The sequence below is a fragment of the Zwartia sp. genome (genome assembly GCF_049655405.1).
Lineage (GTDB): Bacteria > Pseudomonadota > Gammaproteobacteria > Burkholderiales > Burkholderiaceae_B > Zwartia.
This window is the reverse complement of sequence record NZ_JBASJR010000011.1, coordinates 19,884-43,139: the sequence shown is the minus strand read 5'-3', so window position 1 is coordinate 43,139 and position 23,256 is coordinate 19,884. Positions and strand designations below refer to the sequence as shown.

Below are 23,256 nucleotides of genomic sequence, written 5' to 3'. Positions count from 1 at the left end.
CATAGAGAGTGCATCATGCGTCCGATTGTTGTTCAGAATCGTCTTTGGCTATAGGGTGAGCGAGGGTATTTCTGATGAACTGCTTTTCGTAATGGCGATTACGCCTGCTCTTTTTTGCGGAAGCCCGTTTGCCAAAGCGTTTATCGACCACGATAGTTGACAGTCCACTGAGGTCATCTAGTGTTTTGATCGCGTTGGGTGAGTTTCTACGTGTCATTTTGCTTTTTTAAAACCCAGATGCCCTAGCGGGCTAGGTCCCTTTTGGCAGTAAATTTTAGATATCTAAGAATTTTGATGCGACCTTGTTGATTTTGACACTGTATCCATACAAGTTATCGGGTCGTTACTAGAGAATGCCATTTCCATCCTCCAGCGCCTGCAACACTCCCTCTACAACACCCCCACCAACTCCCCAGCTGCGCGCTCCGTCAGCACCACCTCCACGGCGATATGCGCCCGTGTCAGTCCTACAAACAACTTGCGTTTCACACCTTCATCGAGCGCTGCAAAATCCACCTCGGTCAAGACAATCCCGGCAGCACTTTGGCCTTTGAAGCGATAGACCGAATCCACCAATAACTCGCCCTCTGTCCAGAGCGCATCCCCGGCCGTTGAGTATTTGCCGGTGGGGCGCCTGAGCGACCAGTCACCCAGTACAGGGGTTTGAATCAAGACCGAGTTCATCAGTCCGCGCCAGCTCACCAAGGCAATGTCGGAGAGCGCGATACCGAGCGACAGCAGATGTTTCACCGCGACTTCGGTTTCGCGTCGCAGCTGCGCCTCGGTCGTATAGGTGCGAAAATTGGGCACCTCGCCTTCATAGGCCGAGCGCGCATCGATCGGTGCGTGCGAGAGCTGGAGGGCGTTAAGAACCTGGCAGACTTGGCGGGGTGTGCGGAAATTGTCCTGACAGTGGACTGTCACCACATCCGACAGATCAAACTCGTCTCGCGGATAGAGGCGTTGCGCCGCATCCTCGAGTAAATAAATCCGACCTTCGGGCGCCAACTGAGGCAGCAAGCTCGCCACCCAGTCCGGTTCAAAATCCTGCCCCTCGTCGATGATGATCAATTGATAGCGACCTTGCATCTCCGGGGTCGTCTCGACCGCATTCTTGTACTCTGCACTCAACTGATCGTACAAACCCGAGGCACCAAAATCCGGCTCACCCACATGCCGGCGGTGATGCTCCACACAGAGCTCATGAAAACTCGCGACTTGGGCGCGCGTGGGGGCGAGTTGTGTGATGTGATCCGCCAACGCGCGGTTGTAACAAACATAGAGACTGCGCTGCGAGGCTGCGGCGGCATCTTGTAACAAACGCAAGGCCAGTTGCGTCTTACCCGAGCCCGCCGTCGCCTGGATTCTCAAAACACCCGAGGGCGTATCGATGCGCGGCACCCAGGTCGCCAGACCATCGGCCAGACGAAGAGTGGTCTGACGCAGTTGTGCGCCCAAGACCCGCAGATCGGGCGTGACTTTGAACTCATTACAGAGAAACTGCCGCAGTGCGGTGAGCGCGCTGGAATCAGAGCTCGTACCACTGAAGCTAAAGCTGTCTTATCCAAGATCTCAGGAATTGGAACAGCAGGTGCCCTTATGGGACTGGTCTCCACTTTTGGTACGGCTGGTACAGGAACTGCAATTGGAACATTGTCTGGAGCAGCGGCAACCAATGCATCTTTAGCTTGGGTTGGTGGGTTAGTTGGTGGGGGAATGGCTACAGGCGTACTCTTAACAGGAGGGCTTAGCGTTGTAGTTGGGCTGGCTGCTTATAAAGCTTTGGGTACTACTAAAAGGCCCTTTGAGGCACTCAGCGATGTTGAACAAAAGATTGTTCAGGCTGCTTGGGTTACCGTCAATGTTATTGATGATTTTCTTACTAAACCTGCAGATGAATTTTCCGAACAATGCGCTGAAGAGTTATTGATGACAGTCTTACAGCCAATGTATAAAGAATTGATTACAAACGGTGAGGCGATCACGAGGAAATTGGACGGGACACACTCCGTCGCATTTCGTCAGCATGTTTTGTATGACTTCAAGCGCGTTGTGATCGATGGTTTTGAGGCATTCATTGATGGCTATTGTTTTAAGGGGTTTATTCAGGCTGAATATGTCATAAGTGGTGTCTTTTATGCTTTATGGACACAAACTGCGCTTGACGGAAGTCTTGAAAGCCAATTGGTATTAGATGCATTGCGACGCTCTAACCTTGCACTCGTAGACGCCACAGAAAATGAACTTGGAGAGTACTTGCGCAATTTTCCAACGGAGAGCCTCAGGGGACTGAGTGCAAACATAAAAGGCATTTATCACGAATTGTTGTATGTCCATAATTACAACTCATCTAATGAAGAGACTAGAGCGCAAGTATTTGGCTCTACGAATAATGCAGGTGCGGACGTACAGATTGTGGATATTCAAACAGGTACAGTGATTGAAGAGTTTCAGTTAAAGGCTGTTTCAGGAACTGCCTCTGTTTATGGCCATTTAAAAAGCAATCCTGATATTGAGGTATTGGTTACATCAGAAGTGGCTAAGAAGCTTGATGATGACAGGGTTTCGGATAGCGGTTTGAGTAACGAAGAGCTCACGACACGTGTAGGTGCTGATCTCCAATCAATGATTGGAAATTCTGACCTTGATCGCACGTTGGAATCAGCTTTTATGGCTGCAGGTATTTCTTCAATACGAGATCTCGCAACAATGATCGAAGGAAAACGGACATTCCCTGATGTAGTCACTAATGCGCTAAAGGCTGCAACTCCTGCAGCCGGAGCGACGGCATTGACTGCATATTTATTTGGATAGTTGTGCGGGTAATGGGCAGTCCCTGAAAAAATCTGTCGTTGAAGGCAGAATTTCCTCAACGTCAGACGTCGATATTTCCATTTCAACTAACATTCTTTCGGGCGTTTCAACAAGAACGTAGCGAGCACTTTGTGGCGTCTGTTGTAAAAACCAATAACGTATTAGTGAATTGTTTTCGAACCCTAGGTGATCACTCAGCATGGCATTCCGCTTTCAAAAACGTATCAAAATCCTTCCCGGCTTACGACTCAATGTCAGTAAGACTGGTGTTTCTTGGACGGTACCCACTTCAAGCGAACCAATATCTTTATCGCGTTTGAGTTGATAGGCGCCATTGATCGTCGATGCTTTAAGCGCTTCATCTAGGGTGACTGCTTGATTGGGGCCATGAACCTTGCCCGAATCAGTGGTGCGCGTCACCATGTGCTGGATGTTTCTTAAAGTATCTGGAGGAGATACCGATCCATCGTTATGAAATGTGCTGCGCGTTTTCATTTTCATCGCATCACCCACGCGCTGCCATTGAGACCCGTATTCAGACGCAAACATGGTGCCGTCTAAGAGATCACCCCAATAGATGTACTGAAAGGGCGCCATTGAAACAGTAACCCCAAGACGTTCTGCGCGCTGAAATTGATCCGCCCGCGCAGCACCTAAATGCTCAACACGCCAGCGGTGATCAGTGCCAAGCAGCTTGTATTTATTTAAAGCATTCTCATAGGCGTCGAGCACCACATCAAACCCAACGTCGCCATTATTATGAAACGCCATCTGATAGCCCATAGGCGCGTATTGATCGAGCAATTGGTCGAGCTGTTGGCGCGTGTAATTCATGCCCTTTTCGAACAGCGGTCCCAAGAGAATATTCGCCTGTTTGGTTCGGGCGTTATCTAAATAGCCAAAACTCTGTGCAACAGTACCGAGCCATGGGCTTCCATCCGCCCACAGCTTGATGCCATTTTTACGGACCATGCTGGAATCAGGCCAGGACACTTTCGCGGCGGCATCCGGCTCAATGGCCATGTGATAGACATGCATTCTTAGCGGGCTGTCTGGGACGGCTGCTAATGCCTCGTAACCCTTATACATGCCTGTGTTGTACGTATGCTCCGATGACGCGGTAATGCCCATAGAGGCCATATACGCATACCACTTTGCACTGGAGAGCAAAATGTGGGGGATTGCTTTGGGAAGGATCGGGCCAACGACTGCCATTAAAGCAGCCGATTCATTGGCCACGCCATTGGAGGTGCCGTCTTGCAATCGACCATAGTTGCCGCCCACTGGGTTGGCAGGCGGCTTGTCATCTTTCCAGCCTAACATTTTGACGACTGCAGTATTGAAGTAAACCGCATGCCCAGAGTTATCAATCATGATGATTGCACGACCGCTGGGCGTTAACTTATCCAGTATGTCCCGTGTTGGCAGAGGCGCCTCTTGCAATAATCTGTCTAGGCCATTAAATACCAAAGGTCGGCCGGCTGGAGCTTCTGCGTCCGCCTTTTTAATAGTTGCCTGGACGTCTGCCCAGGTTTTCGCGCCAACGTAGGGTGCAATCCAATAGGCAGGTGCTTGTGTCGTAATGCCCGACAAAATGGGGTGATTGTGCGGATCAATAAAGCCGGGCATCAGTACGGTAGAGCCTAAATCCTGTACTTTTGCGTTGGGTGCACTGGCACGCACATTTTGGAGCGACCCAATAGCGGTAATCTTTTTTGTCACAGTATCAAAGGCAATGGCCTCAGCACGTGGATTCTTTTCGTCCATCGTAATAATGGTTGAAGCCTTCAAAATCTGTATTTCCGCTAATGCCACGTTAGACAGGCAGTAGAGCGAAACAATTGGCAGCGTTTTGAGGATTGATTTGTAGTTCATATTGATTCCAATGGACGAAAAAGCAGTTTGCCAAAGAGTCTGGCTGTGCTTTAAGCAAGTTTAATGTTAAAAAATAGCAAAATCCGCTTCCTAAACCCTACCAATCCCTACGCCATATCTATCGGGTTTTGCATGCGGGCTAAACATTTTTTTAAATTGGTAATCGGCTCGTGATCTTAGTGAATAGGAAATCGACCTGACTTGGAAGTAAGATCAAAGAACGGGGAGCGGGTGTCTCAGGCATCAAAGCCTTGGGAAATAGACCACTCGTCTTTAATAAAAACTAAACGGGAGATCAACATGAAAAAAAACCTCTTTGCAACGCTACGCACTGTAGGATTGAGCAGCCTCACGGCGCTCGCTTTACTGCCTCATTCGTTTGCGCAAGCGCAAGCCGCGAACTACCCAAACAAACCCATCACAATTGTGGCGCCTTTTGCAGCAGGGACGCTCACTGATATTTTGACGCGTACGGTCGCCAATAAGCTCGCGATCGCCTTGGGTCAACCCGTGGTCGCAGAAAACAAGACAGGCGCAGACGGCAACATTGGCGCAGCCTTCGTCGCCTCAGCACCGCCAGATGGTTACACCCTATTGGTGGGGGCAACGAGTATCGGCTCGATCAACGTTTTACTGCATAAAAATATCAAATACGATCCGCAACGTGATTTTGTCGGCATCACAAACCTGATTAGCGTACCGAACGTACTGGTCGTGGGATCGCATGTGCCTGCCAAGAACCTCAAAGAGCTGCTGGCACTCCAGAAACTGAAAAGTTTTAACTACGGCTCAAGCGGAGCGGGCGGTAGTATGCATCTGTCCGGTGAGATTTATAAAAAGATGGCCGGTGTAGAGATGGTGCACATCCCCTACAAGGGCACAACGCCTGTGATTAACGACATTATTGGCGGTCGCGTGGAAATGATGTTTTGTAATCTGCCGGTCTGTTTGAGCTTGATCAAGTCGGGCAAATTAACGGCGCTCGGTGTCACGTCCGCGACGCGCTCACCACTCTTGCCTGACGTGCCAACGCTGGCCGAGGCTGGCTTGCCAGGCTTTGATGTCAGCGGCTGGTTTGGTTTGTTTGCTCCGAAAGGCACGCCTCCAGACATCGTGGCCAAGCTCAATGCTGAAACGGTCAAGATCCTGAACGATCCTCAGTTTAAAGAGGAGTTCTTGAACAGAGGCGCCATCACGATCGGCGGCACGTCAGAGGCCTTTACAAAATATGCCGCCGAAGAGCGCGTCCGCTGGGGAAAGATCATCGAAGAGGCGAAGATCACGTTGGATTGATAGATCTCTGATCGTACCGAATGGCTTAGTAACTCCATCTTTGTGACCCGCAAAGATGGACAATTGACTTGAGTAAAGAGACCCCATGACAGATTCTAAAGATTACGTTCCTCCCAAAGTTTGGACTTGGGATCAACCCAGCGGCGGCGCCTTTGCGAACATTAATCGGCCGATCGCAGGGTCGACGCACGACAAAGAACTGCCAATCGGCAAGCATCCTTTGCAACTGTATTCGTTGGGCACGCCTAATGGTGTCAAGGTCACGATCTTGCTCGAAGAGTTGCTGGCGCTGGGGCACGTAGGCGCTGAATACGATGCTTGGCTCATTAACATCCGTGACGGTGACCAGTTTGGCTCGGGTTTCGTCGAGATCAACCCAAACTCAAAAATCCCAGCGCTGTTTGACCGCAGTGGCGTGGAGCCGGTGCGCGTGTTTGAATCCGGTGCGATCTTGCTTTACCTGTCTGATAAGTTTCAGGCTTTTCTGCCTAAAGTGGGGCCCGCCCGCACTGAGGCCTTGAACTGGCTGTTCTGGCAAATGGGAAGTGCACCGTATTTGGGCGGCGGATTTGGTCACTTTTACGCTTATGCGCCAGCTAAGTTTCAGTACGCCATTGATCGTTTCACGATGGAAACCAAGCGCCAGCTTGACGTCCTTGATCGTCGCCTTGCCGTCAGCGAATACTTGGGTGGCGATCAATATACGATCGCCGATATTGCGGTGTTTCCCTGGTACGGCGGGTTGGTGAAGGGTTGGTTGTATGGGGCAGCCGAGTTTTTGAGCGTGCAAGACTACAAGCATGTTCAACGCTGGGCCGAGACTGTTTACAGTCGGCCCGCTGTAAAACGCGGGCGCATGGTCAATCGTATGCATGGCGAGCCTTCAGAACAACTGCGTGAACGCCATGACGCCAGCGACTTTGACACAAAAACGCAAGACAAGATTCAACCTGCAAGCTAGCTCTCATTATTTTGTTGGCTAGTAGTTTGAGCTTGTTGCGGTTTGCGGCGGTAGTGGCTCGCTTGGTAGATCAAATCGGCGAACCCGTACCCTTTACCATCGACATGATCGTTGTGGCATCGAGGCTGCGCGCCTTTTCCTGAATCTGAGGAAGATATTGAGCCTGAAGATTTTTCGCAGGTTCGATGAGCTCGGTAAAGGTCTGTTTTAATAAATCCGTGCTCATTTGACGACCACTTGCGTAATAGCGGCTTGCCACCTGACCGAGCGCATAGGTTGTGGCAAAAGACATCACCATACTGGTGGCTGCGCCGCCCATCTTTTTGCCTGTCTTACCCAGCAAACCACCGAGCAAACCTCCGACGAGCTTACGACCGAATTGTTCAAGATACTGTGAGGTCAAGCCGACACCCACGGTCGCTAGGAACTCGCGGATATGTCCCTGATCCAATTCGTGGCCATAGGCCTTGCCGATGCGATAGACCATTTTGATCTGCAAAGGGATGATCGCCACAGAGGCCCAGGACTGGGGGAGAAGCTCCAACGCACCATTGACGATGGAATAATTCAAAATCATTTTGTTTTGAGCCGCTTCATCCACGGCTGCCTGTGGTGCTGGGGCTGCCTGTGTTGTCGTCGCAATGGCGGTAGGGTTTGCTTGTGGATCTTGGGCAATGGCTATAGGCGCAGCCGCAGAGGCAAGAGCGATCGCATCAGCCTGCTGCTCTGACGCCGCGGCGATCTTGTCCGACCCCAAACCTAATAGCTTGCGTAATTCGCTTAAAAACTGATTTTCGGCATCGCAGCGCACACCATCACTGTCACACACACAAACTGCCAACTCGTAGGCGTAGCGTCTATGACCTTCGTCGGTGAGGGCAGCCGCTGCGTCCTTCAAACTGATTCGTTTAAATAAAACATCCTGGTAGACGCCCATTAATTCAACGGAACTGGAACCAAGCTGTTCGGCGAACTGTTTGACATGCTCCCGTTCACTGTCATCTTTGGCACCGTCGGCAAAGGCTGCAAGCATGGCAATGGAAAGTATGGCGCGCTCAGTGTTCATCAACAGATCCCTTAATTAACAAGATGCAGCAGTGGTTAGTTGACCTGTTGGATATGCATAAGTTCACTTTTCCATCTGGTTATCTCGTCGCTCATCCGGTGTTGATGTTGTTGGAAACGATAATTAAACACATATAGATATAAATTTTATGAACAATTTGCTAATATCTATGTATGCCAAAGATACCTCAAGCCATTTTAATGTTGCCTCCTCTCGTGCAGGCGCACCTGCGCCAGCTTGGCGAGGACCTGACCATTGCGCGCAAGCGACGTGGCGAGTCTCGTCGTCTGTGGGCAGAACGAATAGGGGTGTCAGAGCCAACCCTCATGCGTATGGAAAAGGGCGATCCTTCTGTCGCGATGGGGATTTACGCTTCGGCGCTATGGTTAATGGGTCGCTCCAGCGAGTTGGCCAAAATCGCCTCCCCTGAGTTTGATCTGGGTGCGCTTGAGGTGAGTATCGATGTCGCCAAAAAACGCTCTGCGCGCAAGCCAATTTCTCTTGAAAGTCGGCTTCAGAAAAAGGTACAGCTATGACAGCCGCTATGCCGTATCAACAGACTGACGCAATGAGTCTCTGGTGGCTCGGGCAACCTGAGGCACCCCGACTCATCGGTCGCCTGGAGTTTATATCTACACTACGTGGCGTTGGTTTGCGCTACGGCGCCGATTGGTTGCGCCGTGGTTTTGCGCTTAGTGAAGACTTGCCACTGCGCGATCATCTGTTTATACCCATCGTAAAGGACTCTGCTGTCGGTGCGGTAGACGATGCGCGGCCCGATCGATGGGGGGAGCGCATGATTCGCACATTTGATCGGCCAGTCCGTCTATCTTTGATGGAGTATTTGTATTTCGCGGGTGATGACAGATTCGGTGCATTGGGTGTTTCCCTCTCTGATCATACCTACGCGCCACATATGACTGGCCCATTGCCTCAGCTTCCTGACCTGGGCTCAATCGAAGACAGCATCACCCAGATTTTTTCTGGTGCGCCGGTCAACGATCAATGGATGCGCTTAATAAAACCCGGGGCCAGCATGGGGGGCGCCAGGCCTAAAGCGTTGATCGAGTTGGCGGGTGATGAATGGGTGCTCAAGTTTCGCGAAGAGGGCGAGTCCACTGACACTCCTCTTATTGAACATGCGACCATGACACTGGCACGTGGTTGCGGGATTAGCGTCGCAGAAACAAAAGCCTTGCCTCTACGCAAAGGCCATGCGATAGCTGTTCGACGTTTTGATCGGCTCGCAGACAAGCGGATTCATAGTCTTTCTGCGGCCGTCGTATTGCGGGCTTGCGCGGAGGATGTGAGCTATCCGGCTCTGGCGCTTTGGTTACGACGCAAAGGAGCCGTTAAAACAGGTCAAGCCGCGCAAGATATGCGAGAACTATTTCGCCGTATGGTTTTTAATATTTTGATCGACAACAACGACGATCACGAAAAGAATCATGTTGTTCAGATGGATGACACAGGGTGTTTCTCCCTCTCTCCAGCCTTTGATGTGTTACCAACAGGACAGGCGCTCGGCTTTCAGCAAATGCGAGTTGGCGCACAGGGTACAGAGTCTACTCTCGATAACGCCATCTCCGAACATAGTTTTTTTGGCTTAACGCGTGACGAGGCTACCGCAGAAATCGCGCGGGTCGCACGTTGTGTGGATGGCTGGGAGTCACACTTTAAAGCAGCCGGTGTGTCGAGCTCGGATTTGAGGCAACTCGCCGCGCAGATCGATCGTCCGTTTTTGCGGCAGCAGCGGCTGGCTTGGGGTTGTGCCTGAAGGGGCGCTCAAGAAATGGCCTGCTATGTTGGCTAACAGACATAGTGAATCACTTGCACATGCTACCTTGAGATCGAGAAGGCGAATTCGTCTTCTCAAATCTTTTGGAGTTCATGCTATGAATCAACAAGCAAATCAACAAGCAAATCAGCAACCCAATCAACAACCGTCAAATCCAGCCAAAGAGCAGGCACCAAGCGAAGTGCCAAGTCCGACTTTGCCCGTAAAAAATGTACCAAATCAAAATGACAAGGTTTCTGCGTCACCCGCTAAGAAGTAAGCAAGATTTAAAGTTTAAAAAGAAATGGTCAAGCAGACATTAGAGGATGCGATAAGCAAGAAGTTTTTCTGCTTTCTGACTTGCAGGCAGTAATCGCCAAATCTTCATTTCACACTAAGGAGTTGGTTGTAATGGAAAACGGTAAAAATAATTTATACGAGTTGGTAAAAAGTTTTGATGTTGCCATGTTGACAACCCTTCCATCCAAAGAAATGCATGCCCGACCCATGGCCATCGCTCGCTTGGATATCGGTATGGATGCTTATCTCATCACAGACACTGATTCTGTGAAAGTGGATGAAATCGGCAAAAATCCCCACGCCTTGCTGACTTTTCAAAGCGCGAAGCAATTTGCTTCGGTGAAAGGTGAAATCACCATTGAGCATGACCGAGCTCTGCTCGAAACAATGTGGAAGCAAATTTGGAAAGTGTGGTTTCCATTGGGTATAGCTGATCCTAACATCGCGATACTTAAATTTACGGCGCACGAAGGAGAGTATTGGGATAACTCCGGACTGCAAGGTCTTAAATATGTCTTCGACGCTACGAAGGCTTATATTTCCGGAGAAAGACCTAAGCCAGATAGTGATCGTCACAATAAAATCAAGCTATAGACCACTCTTGGATCCTGCTATCGCCGCTGCTGCTTTTTCTGTTGTGCTGTCAAACATGGCTCACGCTCAACCCGCTGCTTGTCATGCACTCGCAGGATAGCCAACCTGTCAGCAGACGCGAGAGATGGGTCAAGCTTTTGGTGGCGAGTTCATGGGTGTTGAGGTCAAGGCACTAGAGGTGATGCAGACGTCTGAGATGATGTGCACAACGATGAGCGTGACGGTTGAAAATCCGCAGCAAGCAAGTGCCGTGTTGAAATGCACTAAAAACTCACCCGAGGCTATTCTTGTTCAGGCAACGATCAGGCCTGATGGAGTGAGTTTTCAGTTTGAAGGTGGTGGAAAATCTGCCGTAGTCAGGTGCTGAGATTGATTCAAGCAGGTGTCTCACCAGATCAGGTTCGCACCGTTTCGCGCGCAGTGGGTGGCCAATGAGGTCTGGCATCCGGATCAGGTGAGAGGAGTGATTGAGAAGATGCGGGAGCGGTATTGTTATGTCGTGGATGACGAGGAGAGCGGCTCGACCGACAGTTTAAATCCCATGGCATGAATCACTTTGAACAACGTATCGGAGCTCGGGGCGCGTTCCCCTGAAAGGCTTTTATAAAGACTTTCCCGAGATAGCCCAGTATCGCGGGCCAATTGAGTCATGCCATGAGCTTTTGCGATGTCGCCCAACGCTGCCGCTAACAGTGCTGGATCGCCATCCTCTATTGCGGCCTGAAGATATGCAGCAATATCTGCCTCATTATTGAGGTAATTGGATGCATCAAATGGACGTATTTTGATCTTGCTCATTTCGTAACTCCTGCGCCAAAGCTTTGGCTAGTTGAATATCTTTGTTTTGGCTGGATTTGCTACCTCCGCCAAGCATCATGATGACTGTGCTTTCATGCAGGATGTAATACATGCGCCAACCAGGTCCAAAAACTTCACGCATTTCCCATACATTGTCACCGACAGACTTGTGATCTCCTAAATTACCAATCGACGCCTTTCGTAGACGAAGTTGAAGACGTGCGCGTGTTCTACGGTCTTTCAGGCTGATAAGCCACTCAAAAAATTGTTCAGTTTCAATAATGCGGTACATCCAGATTGTAGCCTCTTGGATACGATTTTCAAGGCTTTATTTTGCATGAAGCAAACTCATAGATGAATACGCAAATGAACTCAGGCGTGAGGCATAAGCTGAGAGTGAAAATTAAGAGAGTGCGGGAATGCTATTCAATTAACCATCCCACTTAAATTCGCTCGCCTGCTCCATTCTCCACCCACTATCTCCCAAAATCACCAACACTTCATGGTGATGATGTAAGAGCGCCTGCCGATGACTCACGCTAATCGGCGTGATCTCCAAACCACTGAGTTGTGCATATAGTCGCGATTCGTTGGCGGCATCAAGTGCGCTGGTTGATTCGTCAAGCAACAAGTAGCGGGGCTTGGTCAGGAGTGCGCGCGCAAAGGACAAGCGTTGCTGTTCTCCTATTGAGAGCACTTTGGTCCAATCCAGCTCGCCACCCAGTCCTCCGCAGCGTGTTGTCAGGGAAGAGAGGTTGACCAAGTCCAGGTAATGCAGGATCTCTTCGTCGGAGATCGTTTTGCCCACATGTGGGTAAGTCAGTTGGCAACGCAGATCGCCTAACGGGTGATAGGGTTGTTGAGGTAAAAACAGCAGCTCATGCCTGGAGGGTCGCACGATCTCTCCCGAGCCCGTTGACCACAGGCCCGCAATGACGCGAAGCAATGAGCTTTTGCCGGTGCCGCTCTCACCGACGATCATGAGGCCTTTGTTTGGGCTCACTGAGAGGTTGAGTTGCTTAATCAGGGTTCTTTCGCCGGTCGGGGTACAGATCGACAACTGATGGCAGGTGAGCTCAGGGCCTTGCTGGGTCACGATTTTGTTTTCTTGGATGGCTTTTTCATGCTTGGCAGACAGCCCCAGTGGCTGGGCTCCGAGCGCCTGCGAAAACGTATACAACCGCTCCACCACGGCAGAAAAGCGGCTGAGGCCTTCAAAGTGATTCACAATCACGGTCAGTGCAATCAACATCGCGGCAAAGGCACCTGCGGCCTGGACCGCTAGGCCGACCTCCAAGCGGCCGGACAGCACGTCATTGGCAATAATCACTGTTGGGATGACTGCGGTCAGAAATGTGTGCGTAAATTGGAAAAGATTGAGTTTGAATTTCCAGCGCAGCACGCGTTTTTGGTTGTTGAAGACAAACGAAAACATCCGCTGGAGCAAAGAGATCTCCCGAACTTCACCGTCATAAAAAGCGATCGGCTCGGCATACTCCCGCACTCGCACCAAGCCAAAGCGAAAATCAGCTTCGCGTTGGAGTTGTAAAAAATTTAAACCGATGAGTGGTTTACCAAATACTGCCGCGGTGAACCAGGAGCTAAAGGCTGAGTAGCCGATGAGAAAGTAAATGAGATTGGGTGAAATCGACCACAGCACGCCACCAAACGCAATGATTTGAATGACGGAGCCCACGACGACCGTCGCAAAGAAGAGGGATTGCCCGGTAAAAGTATTGATGTCCTCGGCGATGCGTTGATCCGGATTGTCGATCACCTTTCCTTGGCCGAGCTGGTAGAAGGCCCGTTCGCGAAAATAGCGTCGCATAAATTGATCGGTGAGCCATTTTCTCCAGCGCAGGGCGAGTGTGTCTTGCAGAAAGTAGTAATAGCTATAAACAGGAATCGCCGCAGTCAATATATAGCCGTAGCGCCAGATGGAACCCCAAAAGCGTTCGCCATCCTGGTCGGCCAGGGCGGAAATGAATTCGCCTGACTCGCGGTTGAACATCACACTGCTAATGGTTTGTAGGAGCAGCAGGACAATAAGTAGGCCTAAGCCTGCTCGGATTGACCAGCGTTTGTCTGACGTCCAATAGGGTTTGGCGATTGTTAGAAAGCGCAGCCACAGCTCGCGGTTGATGGCTGGTGGCTGAGCTGAGTGAATGCGTTGTTTGTCTTCATGCAAGGGACCTCTCCATCTGGTGTTGAGAGTATCCGTGTTTGGAGGGAGGGAGTCTGTGCGTTGGCGCACGGAGGGGTGCTTTAGGTAATCATGCTAAAAAACTGCATGATCGTGCTCTGTCTTCGAATAGTGTACGACTAATGCTTTCTATTCGTATGATCAAAATTATCGCTCAACTAAAGGTTCTCTTTCCCATGTATGAAATCATCTGCCCCCATTGCAGCAAAGCCTTCAAAATCGATGAGGCGGGATACGCCGACATTCTCAAACAAGTGCGCGATGGCGAATTTGAGCAACAGCTGCACGAGCGGTTAGAGCTTGCTGAGCAGGAAAAGCGTAATGCGGTGGCCTTGGCCGAGGCCAAGCTTGCGAATGCGTCTCAACAGGCAGCTGCAGCCAAGGATGCAGAAATACAGGCCCTTAGGGCAAAGCTTGAGGCGGGTGGAATGGCGCAGCAGCTGGCGATTGTTCAGGCGCTCAGTAGTGTTGAAAAAGAACGCGATGCATTAAAGAGCGGCCTTGAACGTGCGCAGCTCGAGAAAGCGCTCGCGGAAAAATCTCTCAAGGATAAATACGAAACGCAACTCAAGGATCGTGATGATGCGATTGAGCGCTTGCGTGACATGAAGGCGCGTTTATCGACCAAGATGGTGGGTGAGACGCTTGAGCAGCATTGCGAGACAGAGTTCAACCGAATTCGCGCGACGGCTTTTCCAAGGGCGTATTTTGAGAAAGACAATGATGCACGCTCCGGCAGCAAAGGTGATTTTATTTTTCGTGATGCGGATGAAGCAGGCACTGAGATCGTGTCCATCATGTTTGAGATGAAAAACGAAAGTGACTTGACTGCGACCAAGAGCAAAAACGAGGATTTTCTCAAAGAGCTCGATAAGGATCGCAATGAAAAAGCTTGTGAGTATGCAGTGATGGTGTCGCTACTGGAGCCCGACAACGAGTTTTACAACACGGGAATCGTGGATATGTTTCATCGCTACCCGAAAATGTATATTGTGCGCCCTCAGTTTTTTATTCCCATCATCACACTATTGCGCAACGCGGCGATGAATTCGCTTAAATATAAAACTGAACTCGCGTACGTCAAGGCGCAGAGCGTCGACATTACCAATTTTGAAAACGAACTCGAGACGTTTAAAAGTGCGTTTGCCAGAAACTATGACTTAGCGTCACAGCGCTTTCAAAAGGCGATTGATGAAATTGATAAGTCAATCGATCATTTGCAAAAGACCAAGGAAGCCCTGCTCGGCACGGATCGTAATTTGCGTCTCGCGAATGACAAGGCCCAGGATGTGACGATTAAAAAGCTGACAAAAGGAAACCCGACGATGGCGGCGAAGTTTGCGGAGTTAAAGGAGGGGGGGAATTAAGGTTAAAGGGATCGATATAAACGTCGGAAAGGACTAGACTGTTCATCATTACATATCTTAAGCAGGATGAATCATGCGCAAATATCTCTTTTTTTTTCTCGTGCTCGCCACGCTTAGCCTCTCGGGCTGCGGCTACAACACCTTTCAAACAGCCGATGAAAAGGTCAAGGCTGCTTGGGCTGAGGTTTTGAATCAATACCAGCGACGAGCGGATTTGGTGCCGAACTTGGTCAATACGGTCAAGGGTGAGGCTGGTTTTGAGCAGGACACGCTCACCCGCGTGGTCGAGGCGCGTGCTCGCGCAACCGGTATTCAGGCGACGCCTGAGTTGCTCAACGATCCCGCAGCGTTTCAGAAGTTTCAGGCAGCACAAGGTCAGTTGACCAGCGCGCTGAGTCGCTTGATGGTGGTGGTGGAAAGCTACCCTACGCTGAAATCGAATCAAAGTTTCCAAGAGCTGCGTGCGCAGTTAGAGGGCACAGAAAACCGCATCACAGTGGCGCGTAATCGTTTCATTCAAGCTGTTCAGGAATACAACATCGCGGTGCGCTCCTTCCCTTCGAATATCACGGCGATGATTTTTGGCTACAAGACCAAGGCGAGTTTTACGGTTGAAAATGAAGCCGAGATTTCAAGACCGCCTGCAGTCAATTTTGAAAAAGCACCGGCTAAGTAATGGTCATGAAGGAACTACGTCGCGACTTGTGGCTTCAATACACGCTTACTTGGATGCGCTGTTTGAGTGTATTGCTGCTGCTGTTCACGATGGCGCTGCCCTGGCAGGCGACGGCTGAGGTCGCGGTGCCTGCGCTGTCAGCACGCGTGATCGATCAAACGAAAACGCTCACGTCTGAGCAAGTCCGTACGCTTGAGCAAAAGTTGCGAGAAATTGAAGGCCGTAAGGGCAGTCAGGTGGTGGTCTTGATGGTGCCGACCACCAAGCCCGAGGAAATCGAGCAGTATGCCATTCGAGTGGCTGACAAGTGGAAAATCGGTCAAAAAAAAGTCGACGATGGGGCCATTTTGCTGATCGCGAAAAATGATCGGGCGGTGCGGATCGAGGTGGGTTATGGCCTGGAGGGCGCACTCACGGACGCGCTCAGTAAACGGATCATTGATGGCGCGATCATTCCGCTTTTCAAACAACAGGATTTTTACGGCGGAATCTTGTCGGGAGTCACTCAGATTGGACGCGTGATTGATGGTGAAACCTTGCCCGAACCTGCTCGGAAACTCGTGACGGATCAAGAGGGTACTTTGTCATCCTTACCTGGGTTGTTTGTACTTGGTTTAGTGTTGGGTGGTTTTTTACGAAGAATTCTTGGACGTGGCTTGGCTGCAGGTCTGACGGGTGTGGCGGTGGCGATCATTGGTTGGTTTATTGCCGGGGCATTGATAACTGCGCTGTTAGGCGGGGTGATTGCTTTTATTGTGACCTTGCTGAGCGGCGGGCTAGGTGGTTTGACGTCAGGATATTACGGTGGTGGTGGGCGAGGATCTGGCTCTGGATCGAATACCGGCCGGGGTGGATTCGGTGGTTCGGGAGGGGGGGGCTTTGGCGGAGGCTTCGGCGGCGGTGGTGGCGGTTTTGGCGGCGGCGGCGCGTCGGGGAGGTGGTAATCGTGCAAATGAAACGTTTACTCAAACATGTCTTCACGACTCGAGCTCAGTTGAAACAAGCTTTTTCAACATCGACGTTACGTGACATTGAAGCCGCGATCAAAGCAAGTGAGTCAGAGCATTCGGGCGAGCTGGGCTTTGCTGTGGAGACTGCGCTAGATCCCCTCGCGATCATTCGGGGTGAGTCGTCACGGGCGCGCGCTGTGGACTTGTTTTCAAGCTTGCGGATCTGGGATACTGAGCACAACTGTGGCTTGTTGATTTATGTCTTGCTAGCCGATCGTGCCGTGGAGATTGTGGCTGATCGGGGGATCCATGCCACAGTCGGCGAGGCGGAATGGGCACGGATCTGTCACCAGATGGAGGCCGCTTTCCGTCAGAAAGATTTTCGAGGCGGCATGCTCGCCGGAATTAAAAGCGTGACACAGCACTTAAAGGCGCATTTCCCGGCCAGTATCGGTGATCAGAATGAGTTGTCTAATCGACCGGTGGTGCTAGGGTAATACCTTGTAGTAGTATCCGGATCAGATAGGTGACGGTAGATCGCCATCGTTCAATCCGGAGACAAAATGAAAAAAATCCTTAATGGTTTAGTTCCTCAGGGGACGACTAAGCGTCGTTCGATCTTAAAGGCGGGTCTTGGTGTCATGGCGGCATCTTTTGTCGGTGCCCAAGCCTTTGCACAAAGTGCATGGCCCAACAAAAGTATTCGAGTGATCGTGCCTTTTTCGGCGGGGGGTGCCGCTGACACGTCGGCTAGAGCGATCTGTGCCGCATTGGGTGAGACGATCGGTCAGTCCGTTATTGTGGAAAACCGTACTGGCGGTAACGCGATGATTGCCGCACAAGCCGTTCTTCAGGCCCCTGCAGATGGCTATACATTTTTATGGGATGCGGCGAATCAACTCACCAACCCAATTCTGCTCAAGAATATTGCTTTCGACTACAAATCATCATTTGTTCCGGTCTCTCTTGCCGTACGTGTTCCTCAGGTGTTAGCAGTCAGGGAAAATTTCCCCGCTAAAAATCTCAAAGAGTTTGTCGCTTATGCCAAGGCGAATCCAAAGAAAGTGACATGTGGTACGCCACCATCAGGGGGCATGGGCCATCTCGCGATTGCGATGTTTCAGCAGGTCGCGGGAATTGAGTTGATCCATACCCCTTATCGAGGGGGCGCCGATGCCGTTAGAGATTTGATGGGTGGTCAGATCGACTCGACACTGTTGACACTATCGACAGCTATTGGTGCTGTGCAAGCAGGTAAAGCGCGTATTCTGGGCTTGACTAGTCTAGAGCGGACCAAGAGTTATCCGGATGTTCCTACAATTGCTGAGCAAGGTTATCCTGGCTTTGATATGGATGATTGGTTTGGTTTTTTTGCAGCCAAGGGTACGCCTAAGCAGGCGATTGATGGTTTGCAAGCCGCCACGACTAAAGCTGCAAAGTCACCAGCTGTGATCAAAACAATTGATTCGCGCGGCATGGTGCTTGTGGTGAATACCCCTGCGCAATTTGCCAGCTGGCTTGAGGCGCAAAGAGCCGCACTTGAAAAACTCATTCGCACCGCAAACATTTCCATAGGCTAATTCAGTCATGTCATCTCTTCCTGCTGTCAACCGTCAAGTGCTTTATGCAAAGCGACCCGAGGGTATACCGACTCTTGACTGTTTCAAACTTGAGTCCGGTCCGATACCGACGATCAAGCAAGGCGAAGTTCTCATCCGTAATCACTATCTTTCAGTCGATCCCTACATCAGGATGCGCATGGAGGCCAAGGACTCTTATGCACCAGTGATGAAAATCGGTGAAAAGATGGTGGGTCGCACCATTGGTCAGGTGGTGCAAAGTATGGATGACAGCCTTCAGGTTGGTGACTGGGTCGTCGGTAGGATGAGCTGGGAGGATGTCAGTGCTGCACCTGTCAAGGAGTTGCAGAAGGTAGATCCCAGCTTTAAGCCTTTAAGTGCGTTCTTGGGGGCGCTTGGCTCAACGGGCTTGACGGCTTGGGTGGGATTGATGGCATTTGGCAAACCCGTCGCCGGAGAAACTGTATTGGTTTCGGCGGCGTCGGGGGCCGTAGGGAGTGTGGCGGGTCAGTTGGCCAAGCTGCGCGGTTGCAGGGCAGTTGGTATCGCGGGTGGCGCACGCAAGTGTGAAATCGTTGTGAAAGAGTTGGGGTTCGATGCGTGTATCGACTACAAGAGTCCAGACTTTGAGCAAAAGCTTGCGCAGGCTGTTCCCGGTGGCGTCGATGTTTATTTTGATAATGTGGGCGGTCCGATCACCGACTATGTGTTGACCTTGCTGAATTTAAAAGCGCGTGTGGCTTTATGTGGCACGGTCTCGCAGTACAACGCGACAGAGTTGTACGGTATTAAAAATTATCGTGAGTTTTTTAATAAGCGTGTTTCGTTGCATGGCTTTGTCTTGTCGGATCATCGCGACTTATGGCCTGAGGCCACCAAGGAAATTCAAGACGCCTACAGTGCAGGAAAATTGAAACATCTTGAGACGGTTGCAGAGGGGCTGGAAAACGCACCGCAAGCATTCATCGACATGCTCAACGGCGCGAACGTTGGCAAACAAATTGTGCGTATCGTATGAGTCTGATTTTATTTGGCCCTCCCGTACATTTTGATTTTGGTGCGCGTAAGCTGTTACCTCAGGTTTTGGCTTCGGCGCGCTGTGCAAAGCCGCTGTTTGTGACGGATCGCGGTGTTCTTGCGGCGGGTGTCTTTAAACAGGCAACAGAGGGGCTGTCCTCTGATTTGACGCAGGCATTGTTCAGCGAGGTCCCTCCCAATCCCACCGAGGCCTCGGCGATTGCGGGTGCTCAAGCTTTTCATGCGTTTGGGTGTGACGGTGTAGTGGGTATTGGTGGCGGCGCGGCGCTCGACTTGGCCAAAGCGATTGCGATTTTGGCGACGCACTCACCGCCGTTGTGGAACTATTCAAACCGTAATCCTGCAGAGTTGCCCCTGGGTGTGACGCCACCTCTGATTTTGATGCCGACGACCTCTGGAACTGGCAGTGAGGTGGGGCGATCTGCGGTCATCATTTTTGATAATGGGATCAAGGCAGGGGTGCGTTGTCCCGCGATTGTGACTGCTGCTGTGTGCGATCCGGAGTTAACTCTAGGATTGCCTCCTCTCGTGACTGCGACAACAGGCATGGATGCGTTAGCACACTGTGTGGAAACGTATTGCTCTGCGACAGTGAATCCCCCGGCAGATGCGATCGCGGTCGATGGTATGCAAAGGATTTTTTCGAATATTCGTCAGGCGGTCTTGCACGGCCATGATCGGCAAGCGCGCTGGCACATGATGATGGGCTCTCTTGAGGGGGCTTTATGTTTTCAAAAGGGGATGGGTGCTGTGCATGCTTGCGCGCATCCTTTGGGGGCTCTGGGTTATCACCATGGAACCTTGAATGCGATTCTATTGCCACATGTTTTGCGTTTGAATCTTGATTTTCTGGGTGAAAAAGCAAACAAGATTGCTGAGCTATGTGGCGCTAGATCGGTATCAGAAATGCCTGAGAAAATTTTCAACTTGATCGCTGAGCTTGGCATCCCGCTGCGCCTGCGCGATCTTGGACTAGAACGCGTGAGACTCAGCGGTATTGCTCAAGCAGCGATGCTGGACAACGCGAACAAGACAAATCCACGATTGATGACTGTGGATTTGTACGAGGCATTGTTAGATCAGGTTTATTGAACTGACCCTATGGTTTCCGACGCCGCATCAAGCTTTAAATGCCGTGCAGTGGTGCTACTTTTTTGACAGCTGGAATTTCTAGCATCCGCTTGTGATGGTCGGCGAGTCTAGGAAACTGACTCATGTCCACGCCATCGCCTTGCATCCAGCTTGTCATCGTAAACAGGTACGGGTCGGCCACGGTAAATTGTTCACCCATCACCCACGGTCCGCGCAAAATTTCTTGCTCAATGAGCGTTGCACAATCCGTCATGTTTTGAGCAACTTTAGCCTTCATGGTTTTTTGAGCTTCGAGGTCGTCTGACCAGCGACGGCCCCGCGCGCCGTGAGCGTGATGCACGTGAACGGTTGAACAAAACCAACTGTTGATCGACTGCAGTTGAGCCAAGGCAAAGGGGTCGTCAAGCGGCGCCATTTTGGCCTGAGGGTAAGTCTGTGCGAGGTACAGGAGCAGCGCAGGTGTTTCGGTCAGGATGCCTTGCTCTGTGACGAGTGCGGGCACACGACCTTTTGGGTTGATGGCCAAATAACCCGGTGCGTTCTGATCGTTTTCACGCAGGTTGAGTCTCTCGGCCTCGTAGTCTGCCCCAATGTGCTCAAGCACGATGTGGGTGGCGAGCGCACAGCTCAAGGGTGCATAATAAAAACGTAAGGACATGTCTCGACTCCTGTTTTTGGGGATGATGTTTAGTCTAGGGTTTGCTCTTTGATCCAGCGCTTGAGACCCGCATCTGTTTTAACGCTGGTGAGTTCTTCGTTCAAACGCCTGAGCTCAAGCAGCATCTCGCGTTTGCGGCTGTTGAGGTGGTGTTTGAGTGAGTTTTCATGAATGGTCATCGAGGCCGGCAACACAAACTCCGCGGTGGCTTGCAGCTCGGTGTCACGGATCTCACGATGTAAGACCGTGCAGCGCTCACGCATCAGGTCAGTCAGTGCGACGAGTTTTTTGCGTGCGAGGGCTGTGCTCAGCGTCGACTCAGGGAGCTGCGCTTTGGTTTGCAACTCGAGCAGGGCGAGCAGGTCTCGGCGCTCGTAGGCGGTATTGGCCTCACTCATCAGTTGTGTTTTGTAGGTGCGGATGTCTTCGTCGCTCTCTCGATCGGGGTGCAGGGCACTGGCGAGCTTTCGGTAGAGACTACGCAAGGCACTTTCAACATCCTCGGCTGCCTGAAGATCGGCAGGGGACATTTTTTTCTTTTTCGCACGTCTTGCTTCTCTGTTTTTCGCACGGGCCTCAGCCTCTTTGCGCATAAAGTCAAACTTAGCGTGCAAAACGTCGTCCAGGTTTTCAAATACCTGATCTTCGCCAAACTCTGCGCCCATGGCCTCTTTTAAATAGGCCTGTGCTTCGGCGGCTTGTGCGCGCTCAATGTCGGCTAGCTTTTCTTCGCTATGAACGTCGTGCAGAGCCCGCATGACACGGTCGCCCGACAAGGCAAACTCCATGGCGATGCTACAGATCAAGCGTCTGATCAGGCGTTCGTGCCGTGCAGTCAGACCTTCGCCTTTGAGGCGCTGATCCAGCCACAACACCATTGCGCGTCTTAAGCTGTCTTGTTTCTTTTGCAAAACAGGAACGGTGCTGGCGTAAGAGCGGCGATGCTGATCGATCAGTATTTTAAGGGCGTCGAGTTTGGCTGAGAGCGTCTTGCCTTGCTCAATTAGGAGCTCAAACTCTGTTTGTTCCAATGAGTTGGGTGCTTCGTCTTGTTCGACGGCACTCAAGGCGTGGAGGTCGGTCGTGCTGGAGAGAGTTGTATTCTTCAAAAGGCTGCAGTGGGTGTGGTTCTGTGGGGCGATCGCTAAAAGGCATCCATATGGAGCCTTTTTTCGAATATCGCTCAGTTTAGCCGTTCTGGAGGCTAAACCGAGCGTTACAGTCCAACTCAAGGCAGCTTATTCGGCCTGAATCTTTGCCGCTTTGATGATCGGCGCGTACTTGCTCATCTCCGCAGCAATAAATTTCGCAAATTCTGCACCAGCGATTGGACGAGGTGTCAGTCCCTGATCCTCCAATTGTTTCATCACGGCTGGGTCACGCAGCGCCGCAGTGACATCGGTTGTGATGGTGTTGAGGACAGAGGGGGGGATGTTTTTGGGTCCAAATACGCCAAACCAATTGGTCAGCTGAATGGCGGGGAAGCCTAATTCGACGAAGGTTGGGACGTTAGGCAAGAGTTTTTCACGCTGACTCCCCGCAACGGCAATCGGTGTCACTTTTCCGGCTCTGATTTGCCCTAAAAGGGGGGGGGTTGTCGCAAAGAATAAATCAATCTGTCCGCCCACGAGCGCTGCGACGGCCGGTGCCGTGCCTTTGTAGGGAACATGCGTCAGTGACATATTGGTCGCCGTGCCCAACATTTCACCTGCCATGTGTTGCTGGCCGCCTACGCCGGGTGAGCCGTAGGTCAAGGGCGTTGATGACTTGCCTTTTTCTAACAGTTCTTTGAGGGATTTAACGGGGAGTTTGGCACCGACAGCCAATACGAGGGGAGCCTCTGCTGCCAGAGAAATCGGAGTGAGGTCTTTGATCGGATCGTAGCGCATCGTTGAAAATACGAGCTGATTGATCGAGACCTCTGGCGTGTAACCCAACAGCAGCGTGTAGCCATCAGGTGCAGCTCTGACAACATCGTTGGCCGCAATCATGCCGCTAGCGCCTGGTTTATTTTCCACAACAACAGCTTGGCCCCATTTTTCAGTGAGGGTCTTGGACAGAACACGGGCGATGATGTCTGTTGCGCCACCAGGACCATAGCCCACCAAGAGTTTGACTGGCTTGTCAGGATAGGCAGCGGCTGCGGTCGCGCCGAGGCACAGTGTTGTCGCTGCAAAGACCGCATTCAAGAGAGATAGACGTAGTTTCATGTTT

24 protein-coding genes and 1 pseudogene are annotated in these 23,256 nt (G+C 51.2%); 16 read left to right on the top strand and 9 right to left on the bottom strand.

Features of this window, described 5'->3' with window-relative positions; genetic code table 11:
• Nucleotides 1-390: 390 nt before the first annotated feature.
• Nucleotides 391-1,458 (bottom strand): AAA family ATPase, encoded by a 1,068-nt coding sequence (locus WBJ47_RS07990; protein ID WP_422245628.1) that lies wholly within the window; start codon nt 1,456-1,458, stop codon nt 391-393.
• Here WBJ47_RS07990 and WBJ47_RS07985 point away from each other — a divergent pair.
• Entirely contained in the window at nt 1,447-2,814 is a 1,368-nt protein-coding gene (locus WBJ47_RS07985) for a hypothetical protein (RefSeq protein ID WP_422245629.1), read from the top strand. The genes WBJ47_RS07990 and WBJ47_RS07985 overlap by 12 nt on opposite strands.
• Nucleotides 2,815-3,013: 199 nt before the next feature.
• On the top strand, nt 3,014-3,139 hold the full coding sequence (locus WBJ47_RS07980; RefSeq protein WP_422245631.1) for a DUF4236 domain-containing protein: 126 nt from the start codon (nt 3,014-3,016) through the stop codon (nt 3,137-3,139).
• Here the strand turns inward: WBJ47_RS07980 and WBJ47_RS07975 are convergent.
• A pseudogene (locus tag WBJ47_RS07975) lies at nt 3,109-4,581 on the bottom strand (amidohydrolase); the annotation flags it as partial. The gene WBJ47_RS07980 and the pseudogene WBJ47_RS07975 sit on opposite strands and share 31 nt — an antisense overlap.
• A 408-nt stretch (nt 4,582-4,989) precedes the next feature.
• On the opposite strand from WBJ47_RS07975, the gene WBJ47_RS07970 reads away from it, so the two are divergent.
• Both WBJ47_RS07970 and yghU read left to right on the top strand, forming a co-directional pair.
• Nucleotides 4,990-5,982 (top strand): Bug family tripartite tricarboxylate transporter substrate binding protein, encoded by a 993-nt coding sequence (locus tag WBJ47_RS07970; RefSeq protein ID WP_422245633.1) that lies wholly within the window; start codon nt 4,990-4,992, stop codon nt 5,980-5,982.
• Nucleotides 5,983-6,067: 85 nt separating this feature from the next.
• On the top strand, nt 6,068-6,943 hold the full coding sequence (gene yghU, locus WBJ47_RS07965; protein WP_422245634.1) for a glutathione-dependent disulfide-bond oxidoreductase: 876 nt from the start codon (nt 6,068-6,070) through the stop codon (nt 6,941-6,943).
• Between the two features lie 70 nt (nt 6,944-7,013).
• Here the strand turns inward: yghU and WBJ47_RS07960 are convergent, their stop codons facing one another.
• Complete coding sequence (locus WBJ47_RS07960) at nt 7,014-8,009, bottom strand: DUF533 domain-containing protein (RefSeq protein WP_422245636.1); 996 nt, start codon at nt 8,007-8,009, stop codon at nt 7,014-7,016.
• A 200-nt stretch (nt 8,010-8,209) separates the two neighbouring features.
• Between WBJ47_RS07960 and WBJ47_RS07955 the strand changes: the two genes are divergently transcribed.
• From WBJ47_RS07955 to WBJ47_RS07935, 5 genes are all read left to right on the top strand, one after another.
• Nucleotides 8,210-8,545, top strand: coding sequence for a helix-turn-helix domain-containing protein (locus WBJ47_RS07955; protein ID WP_422245637.1), 336 nt, complete (start codon nt 8,210-8,212; stop codon nt 8,543-8,545).
• Complete coding sequence (locus tag WBJ47_RS07950; RefSeq protein ID WP_422245638.1) at nt 8,542-9,786, top strand: type II toxin-antitoxin system HipA family toxin; 1,245 nt, start codon at nt 8,542-8,544, stop codon at nt 9,784-9,786. The genes WBJ47_RS07955 and WBJ47_RS07950 overlap by 4 nt, the downstream gene beginning before the upstream one ends.
• Nucleotides 9,787-9,904: 118 nt before the next feature.
• On the top strand, nt 9,905-10,066 hold the full coding sequence (locus tag WBJ47_RS07945) for a hypothetical protein (RefSeq protein ID WP_422245639.1): 162 nt from the start codon (nt 9,905-9,907) through the stop codon (nt 10,064-10,066).
• 131 nt (nt 10,067-10,197) lie between these two features.
• Nucleotides 10,198-10,680: a pyridoxamine 5'-phosphate oxidase family protein gene (locus WBJ47_RS07940; protein WP_422245640.1), complete on the top strand. Its 483-nt coding sequence runs from the start codon at nt 10,198-10,200 to the stop codon at nt 10,678-10,680.
• A 124-nt stretch (nt 10,681-10,804) separates the two neighbouring features.
• Complete coding sequence (locus WBJ47_RS07935; protein WP_422245642.1) at nt 10,805-11,047, top strand: hypothetical protein; 243 nt, start codon at nt 10,805-10,807, stop codon at nt 11,045-11,047.
• A gap of 125 nt (nt 11,048-11,172) precedes the next feature.
• On the opposite strand, the gene WBJ47_RS07930 is transcribed toward WBJ47_RS07935, so the two are convergent.
• From WBJ47_RS07930 to WBJ47_RS07920, 3 genes are all read right to left on the bottom strand, one after another.
• Entirely contained in the window at nt 11,173-11,478 is a 306-nt protein-coding gene (locus tag WBJ47_RS07930) for an addiction module antidote protein (protein WP_422245643.1), read from the bottom strand.
• A complete protein-coding gene (locus WBJ47_RS07925; RefSeq protein ID WP_422245645.1) occupies nt 11,450-11,770 on the bottom strand; it encodes a type II toxin-antitoxin system RelE/ParE family toxin in 321 nt (106 codons plus the stop codon). Before WBJ47_RS07925 ends, WBJ47_RS07930 begins: the two co-directional genes overlap by 29 nt.
• Before the next feature lie 138 nt (nt 11,771-11,908).
• The gene (locus WBJ47_RS07920; RefSeq protein WP_422245646.1) at nt 11,909-13,666 is read right to left on the bottom strand and encodes an ABC transporter ATP-binding protein/permease; all 1,758 of its coding nucleotides are present in this window, start codon (nt 13,664-13,666) and stop codon (nt 11,909-11,911) included.
• Nucleotides 13,667-13,857: 191 nt separating this feature from the next.
• Between WBJ47_RS07920 and WBJ47_RS07915 the strand changes: the two genes are divergently transcribed.
• From WBJ47_RS07915 to WBJ47_RS07885, 7 genes are all read left to right on the top strand, one after another.
• A complete protein-coding gene (locus WBJ47_RS07915; RefSeq protein ID WP_422245648.1) occupies nt 13,858-15,048 on the top strand; it encodes a DUF2130 domain-containing protein in 1,191 nt (396 codons plus the stop codon).
• Nucleotides 15,049-15,121: 73 nt separating this feature from the next.
• Entirely contained in the window at nt 15,122-15,724 is a 603-nt protein-coding gene (locus WBJ47_RS07910) for a LemA family protein (RefSeq protein WP_422245649.1), read from the top strand.
• Between the two features lie 5 nt (nt 15,725-15,729).
• On the top strand, nt 15,730-16,668 hold the full coding sequence (locus WBJ47_RS07905) for a TPM domain-containing protein (RefSeq protein ID WP_424585342.1): 939 nt from the start codon (nt 15,730-15,732) through the stop codon (nt 16,666-16,668).
• A gap of 8 nt (nt 16,669-16,676) precedes the next feature.
• Complete coding sequence (locus WBJ47_RS07900; protein ID WP_422242763.1) at nt 16,677-17,171, top strand: TPM domain-containing protein; 495 nt, start codon at nt 16,677-16,679, stop codon at nt 17,169-17,171.
• 66 nt (nt 17,172-17,237) lie between these two features.
• A complete protein-coding gene (locus WBJ47_RS07895; RefSeq protein WP_422242764.1) occupies nt 17,238-18,254 on the top strand; it encodes a Bug family tripartite tricarboxylate transporter substrate binding protein in 1,017 nt (338 codons plus the stop codon).
• Nucleotides 18,255-18,261: 7 nt separating this feature from the next.
• A complete protein-coding gene (locus WBJ47_RS07890) occupies nt 18,262-19,272 on the top strand; it encodes an NADP-dependent oxidoreductase (protein ID WP_422242765.1) in 1,011 nt (336 codons plus the stop codon).
• Nucleotides 19,269-20,384, top strand: coding sequence for an iron-containing alcohol dehydrogenase (locus tag WBJ47_RS07885; protein ID WP_422242766.1), 1,116 nt, complete (start codon nt 19,269-19,271; stop codon nt 20,382-20,384). The genes WBJ47_RS07890 and WBJ47_RS07885 overlap by 4 nt, the downstream gene beginning before the upstream one ends.
• A 34-nt stretch (nt 20,385-20,418) precedes the next feature.
• On the opposite strand, the gene WBJ47_RS07880 is transcribed toward WBJ47_RS07885, so the two are convergent.
• From WBJ47_RS07880 to WBJ47_RS07870, 3 genes are all read right to left on the bottom strand, one after another.
• Entirely contained in the window at nt 20,419-21,042 is a 624-nt protein-coding gene (locus tag WBJ47_RS07880; protein ID WP_422242767.1) for a glutathione S-transferase family protein, read from the bottom strand.
• Nucleotides 21,043-21,071: 29 nt separating this feature from the next.
• Complete coding sequence (locus WBJ47_RS07875; RefSeq protein ID WP_424585341.1) at nt 21,072-22,151, bottom strand: hypothetical protein; 1,080 nt, start codon at nt 22,149-22,151, stop codon at nt 21,072-21,074.
• A 129-nt stretch (nt 22,152-22,280) separates the two neighbouring features.
• Entirely contained in the window at nt 22,281-23,252 is a 972-nt protein-coding gene (locus tag WBJ47_RS07870) for a Bug family tripartite tricarboxylate transporter substrate binding protein (protein ID WP_422243190.1), read from the bottom strand.
• Between the last annotated feature and the right edge of the window lie 4 nt (nt 23,253-23,256).

Excerpts from the sequence above, each read along its gene's own strand:
- WBJ47_RS07980 (WP_422245631.1), top strand. The coding sequence starts at position 3,014 with ATGGCATTCCGCTTTCAAAAACGTATCAAAATCCTTCCCGGCTTACGA.
- WBJ47_RS07945 (WP_422245639.1), top strand. The coding sequence starts at position 9,905 with ATGAATCAACAAGCAAATCAACAAGCAAATCAGCAACCCAATCAACAA.
- yghU (WP_422245634.1), top strand. The coding sequence starts at position 6,068 with ATGACAGATTCTAAAGATTACGTTCCTCCCAAAGTTTGGACTTGGGAT.
- WBJ47_RS07880 (WP_422242767.1), bottom strand. The coding sequence starts at position 21,042 with ATGTCCTTACGTTTTTATTATGCACCCTTGAGCTGTGCGCTCGCCACC.
- WBJ47_RS07955 (WP_422245637.1), top strand. The coding sequence starts at position 8,210 with ATGTTGCCTCCTCTCGTGCAGGCGCACCTGCGCCAGCTTGGCGAGGAC.
- WBJ47_RS07970 (WP_422245633.1), top strand. The coding sequence starts at position 4,990 with ATGAAAAAAAACCTCTTTGCAACGCTACGCACTGTAGGATTGAGCAGC.
- WBJ47_RS07890 (WP_422242765.1), top strand. The coding sequence starts at position 18,262 with ATGTCATCTCTTCCTGCTGTCAACCGTCAAGTGCTTTATGCAAAGCGA.
- WBJ47_RS07905 (WP_424585342.1), top strand. The coding sequence starts at position 15,730 with ATGAAGGAACTACGTCGCGACTTGTGGCTTCAATACACGCTTACTTGG.
- WBJ47_RS07895 (WP_422242764.1), top strand. The coding sequence starts at position 17,238 with ATGAAAAAAATCCTTAATGGTTTAGTTCCTCAGGGGACGACTAAGCGT.
- WBJ47_RS07885 (WP_422242766.1), top strand. The coding sequence starts at position 19,269 with ATGAGTCTGATTTTATTTGGCCCTCCCGTACATTTTGATTTTGGTGCG.
- WBJ47_RS07910 (WP_422245649.1), top strand. The coding sequence starts at position 15,122 with ATGCGCAAATATCTCTTTTTTTTTCTCGTGCTCGCCACGCTTAGCCTC.
- WBJ47_RS07900 (WP_422242763.1), top strand. The coding sequence starts at position 16,677 with ATGAAACGTTTACTCAAACATGTCTTCACGACTCGAGCTCAGTTGAAA.
- WBJ47_RS07925 (WP_422245645.1), bottom strand. The coding sequence starts at position 11,770 with ATGTACCGCATTATTGAAACTGAACAATTTTTTGAGTGGCTTATCAGC.
- WBJ47_RS07940 (WP_422245640.1), top strand. The coding sequence starts at position 10,198 with ATGGAAAACGGTAAAAATAATTTATACGAGTTGGTAAAAAGTTTTGAT.
- WBJ47_RS07935 (WP_422245642.1), top strand. The coding sequence starts at position 10,805 with ATGGGTCAAGCTTTTGGTGGCGAGTTCATGGGTGTTGAGGTCAAGGCA.
- WBJ47_RS07915 (WP_422245648.1), top strand. The coding sequence starts at position 13,858 with ATGTATGAAATCATCTGCCCCCATTGCAGCAAAGCCTTCAAAATCGAT.
- WBJ47_RS07930 (WP_422245643.1), bottom strand. The coding sequence starts at position 11,478 with ATGAGCAAGATCAAAATACGTCCATTTGATGCATCCAATTACCTCAAT.
- WBJ47_RS07870 (WP_422243190.1), bottom strand. The coding sequence starts at position 23,252 with ATGAAACTACGTCTATCTCTCTTGAATGCGGTCTTTGCAGCGACAACA.
- WBJ47_RS07950 (WP_422245638.1), top strand. The coding sequence starts at position 8,542 with ATGACAGCCGCTATGCCGTATCAACAGACTGACGCAATGAGTCTCTGG.
- WBJ47_RS07960 (WP_422245636.1), bottom strand. The coding sequence starts at position 8,009 with ATGAACACTGAGCGCGCCATACTTTCCATTGCCATGCTTGCAGCCTTT.